Genomic DNA, 4,351 nt, shown 5'->3' on the forward strand with positions numbered 1-4,351 from the left:
TTTGAAGAGAGAGGGGAATCATACCTTACTGTTCCAACTTTGATATTTGAGGTAGTATCTGAATCAAATGCAAAACTTGATACTATTGAGAAAATGAATTTATATTCTATATATGGAGTTAAAGAATATTGTTTAGTATATCAAGATGGAAGAGTAGAATAATATAAACTTTTTAATGATTATTATAGAGTTGCTAATATTTATAAGAGTACAGATATATATAAATCAATAGTCTTTCCAAATTTAGAAATTGATTTAGGTAGAATATATGCTAACATACTTTAGATAGCTAAAATACAATTTTAATATGAAAAAAGCAGTGTAAAAGGATTCCTTTTATGCTGCTTTTTCTTCAATTTTTTTACTCTTAATTTGTTAATAAATATAGGGAATATAAAAACTTTATTAATTATTAAAAAAATGACTTTCTTTCAGTAATTAATTTATATACCTATATGGGGTATAATGATTTGAGTAGCTTTATTGCTAAGTTTACAGGGTATTATTAAAAATAATTGAAAAAATATGAGATTTTAATGCAAAATTATGATATAATGAACATATAGTAAATGAGAAAAGATATGTAGAGATATCTTTATATGAAATAAAAAAATATGGAGTATTATATTATCGGAAAATATAATGCAAATAGGAGTAATTTTAAATGTTAAATAAAGTGAAGAGTGGACTTAGAGAAGCTTATGCTAGAATGGCAGAAAATAGAATGGTAAAAGATATGAAAGAGTTCGGAATTGATTTAGATGAAAATCATTTTAAATAGGTTGAGGAAAAGTAGTTAGATTTAATTTAACTACTTTATTTTTTTGTATTAAAATAGATTGTTTAATCTTTAAAATAATAGTGTATACTTATAATAAATTAATGATAATACATAAGAAGAGATATAGAGGAGAAAAGATATGAGAATAGAAGCAAACTTAAAAGAATGGAAAGAATTATATGATATTGCTATAAAGCTTAAGGAATTAAAGCCATGGGAAAAGTTATATGATATGGATTTAATAACTATAATGGATAAGGAAACAAATGAACCATGTATTTGTAGTATGTTAGGAAAGCAGGGAGATATGTATGGAATTGCTGCTTATGATGGTAAGAAGCAAATGGAAGATTTTTTTGAATTACTAGAAAATGTAGAAGTTTCAGAACATCAACTTATTAGGTATCAAAACTGTCTTATGTGCAATTTGGGTGATAAGGAAGATTTGACAGAGCAGGAACTAAAAATTATAAAAGATTTAGGGTTTAACTTTAAAGGTGAAAATAATTATATTTATTTTAGAAGTTATGAGAAGAATTTTGTTGATTATATGCTAACAAGTAAAGAAGTTATAAGATTTACAAAGATTCTTACAAATCTTTATAATGCACTTATTGAGTATAATAAAGGGTTAGATATAGATTTTGAAAAAGGTAAAACTTTAATGTATGCTTATAATATGAAAAATAAGGTTTGGGAAGCTTCACAGGGGAATTTAATAGTATCTAAAAAAGAACATATATTTATAACTTTAGATGATAAGGTATTAATACATAAACTTAAAAAAATAGAACAAAGTGAAGATGTTTTAGAACTTGATATAGCTTATTTAGGAGCTGGAGTAATAGATGCAAAGTATAGAAAACCTATAATTCCTAAAAGATTTTTACTTGCTAGTAATACACAAGAAGTACTTTGTGCACAGGAGCTTGTACAGATTTCTGATTCAGAGAGTGATATAATTTTTGATGGTATTGTAAATTATATATTTGCTAGTGGTAGACCAAAGACAATTATAGTAAGAGATGATTATATAGCGAGTATAATTGTTGATTTATGTACTAGAATTGGGGTTGAAGTTGCAAAGTCACCTGAGTTACCAGTAATAGATAGTATAGTAGAGAGATATTTAAGTATGAACTCTTAAAATATTTGACTAAGTTTTTGTTTGTAGTAATATAAGTAATATAGCAGCAATGGAAAATGGAGGGATTTATGATGGGGTTATTAAAAGATGTATTAAGTACAGGTAGTTTAGTAATTAAAGTTCCAACAAAAGACTTGAAAAAAATTGATGAGTATAGAAGAAAAAATAGGGGAGAGCATGAAGAATATTTATCAGAAAAGAATAAAATAGTAGGTAGTATTTTAAAAACTGCTAATAATGTAACTGATACAATTTTAAATGCTAATGATGCTTGTAGTTTAGATGGAATTTCTAGAGCTAAATCAAATGGTGTTATAAAAAATGCTGATATGAATTTAGGTGATCATCTATATGTTCAAAGACTTGGATATACTCATCATGGAATTTATATTGGAGATGGACAAGTAGTGCATTATCTACGGGCAAGTGTTTCAAAAACATCTGTTGAATATTTTGCTGATGGAGCTACTGTATATATAATGAAGGAAAATTTAAGTCCTATGAGATTTTTAAGTACAGAAATTGTGCAAAGAGCACTTTCAAGATTAAATGAAAATAAATATAATTTGATTTTTAATAATTGTGAGAGTTTTGCTAAGTGGTGTAGAAATGGAAGTAAATAAATTAATATAATAAAAAGCATCTTAAAAGGTTAGTTCCTTTTAAGATGCTTTTTTCTCTTGTGATATTTAAACTTTATAATTATACATACTGATTATAAGCTTCTTTTTCTTCAATTAGTTCTGATCTTTCTTTTAAGACCCTTTTATGTGTTATATGAGTTTTAATATATCCAACTGCATATCCAATAATTAGTGATCCGACTATGAATAATACAAGAATCCCAAGATCCTTATAGAATATGCTATAATTTATCCCACTTATAGCCATTCTCATTGTATCAACACCGTAAGATAATATAAGGAATGGATGTATCATATTATAAAATGCTGGCATTACTTGTACTGGGTATGAACCACCACACGCAGTAAATTGTAGTACCATTATTACAACAAGTGCTCCCTTCATAATAGGAGTTATAATATAATGTAGACCATTCATTAAACTAAATAAGGCAATTGTAGTTATTATATTTACACCAAAGAACCACAGTGGAGTTGATGTATGAACACCTAAACCATAGTAGATTATAGCACTCATAACTAGAGCTTGAAGAATACATAAAATTGCACCAATAATGTACATTTTTATGAATCTTCTTGTGAAGCTACCTTCAAATTTTCTTGATAATGCACTTACCATGTAATATGCATACATAGCTCCAACAAATAATGCTATTCCCATGAAGTAAGGAGCGAATCCTTCTCCATATGAAGCAACAGGATTTATTGCAATTGTATTTAAAATTACAGGGTTTGCAATGAAATCACTCATTTGAGCAGCTGTGAATGTAACATTATCATTAAGATTTTTATATCCACTTTCAAGTCCATTATTTAAATCTGTAGCACCTGTATTAGCACTTACAAGTCCTGTGCTAAGAGTAGATGCTCCAGTTTTAGCTGATGAAATAGCTGAGTTTAATGTTCCAACACCAGAACCAACTGATTTTAGACCATTAGATAGCTCAGAAACTCCACCTCTTGCAGAATTTAGTCCATTATTTAATGCACTAGCTCCTGTGCTAACTTGTGAAAGCCCACCATTTAAGGCTTTTGCTCCATTTGAAAGTTCAGAAATTCCACTATTTAAAGCAATAGCTCCATTTTTAGCAGATGCAAGTCCACCATTTAACTGATTTGCACCAGCTTTTGCAGAATTTATTCCGCTATTTAATTTTGATAGTCCACCACTAAGGTTATTTGCACCACCACTAATTTCCATAGCTCCAGAATTAGCTTTCTTAATACCACTACTAAGACTGCTCATTCCAGCTTGTAATTTAGCATTTTGCTCTGACATTTGATTTAAAAGAGCAGATGCTTTTTGTGTATTTCCACTAGCGATAAGTTCTTTTAAAACTGCCATCTCTTTAGAGATTCCAGCTTGTCCTTCTTGGATTTGACTAGCTCCACTATGAAGACTATTCATTCCACTAGCAAGACTAGAAGAAGCAGATGCAAGTTGTTTAGCACCACTATTTAAAGTTTTAGAACCACTAGATAATGAATTTATTCCACTTACAAGTGAGTTTGAACCATTTTCTAGTTTAGAAACTCCGTTTACAAGTGAGCTTGAACCACCCTGAAGCTTTGTAGCTCCTGATACAAGGCTCTTAGACCCATCAGAAAGTTTAGAAACTCCATCTATAAGTGTATTTGACCCACCATAAAGTTTATCAATTCCAGACTCTAAAGTGTTTGAACCACTAGAAAGTTTAGAAACTCCAGTACTAAGACTTTGAGATCCATCTAAAAGTTTACCCATTCCACTGACTAAAGATTTAGACCCATCAGAAAGTT

Annotated in this window: 4 protein-coding genes; 3 read left to right on the plus strand and 1 reads right to left on the minus strand. The window is 29.0% G+C overall.

The window, feature by feature from the left end:
- The 3 genes from Q0V15_RS13010 to Q0V15_RS12095 all read left to right on the plus strand — a co-directional run.
- The coding region (locus Q0V15_RS13010; protein ID WP_367173776.1) for a Uma2 family endonuclease at positions 1-162 on the plus strand (162 nt) is incomplete at its 5' end.
- A gap of 758 nt (positions 163-920) precedes the next feature.
- Positions 921-1,928 (plus strand): DUF6930 domain-containing protein, encoded by a 1,008-nt coding sequence (locus Q0V15_RS12090; RefSeq protein WP_297439364.1) that lies wholly within the window; start codon positions 921-923, stop codon positions 1,926-1,928.
- 68 nt (positions 1,929-1,996) lie between these two features.
- Positions 1,997-2,551 (plus strand): lecithin retinol acyltransferase family protein, encoded by a 555-nt coding sequence (locus Q0V15_RS12095; protein ID WP_297439366.1) that lies wholly within the window; start codon positions 1,997-1,999, stop codon positions 2,549-2,551.
- A 79-nt stretch (positions 2,552-2,630) separates the two neighbouring features.
- Here Q0V15_RS12095 and Q0V15_RS12100 read toward each other — a convergent pair.
- A partial coding sequence (locus tag Q0V15_RS12100; RefSeq protein ID WP_297439368.1) for a YhgE/Pip family protein occupies positions 2,631-4,351 on the minus strand: 1,721 nt, incomplete at its 5' end.

The sequence above is a fragment of the uncultured Clostridium sp. genome (assembly GCF_947036855.1).
GTDB lineage: Bacteria > Bacillota > Clostridia > Clostridiales > Clostridiaceae > Sarcina.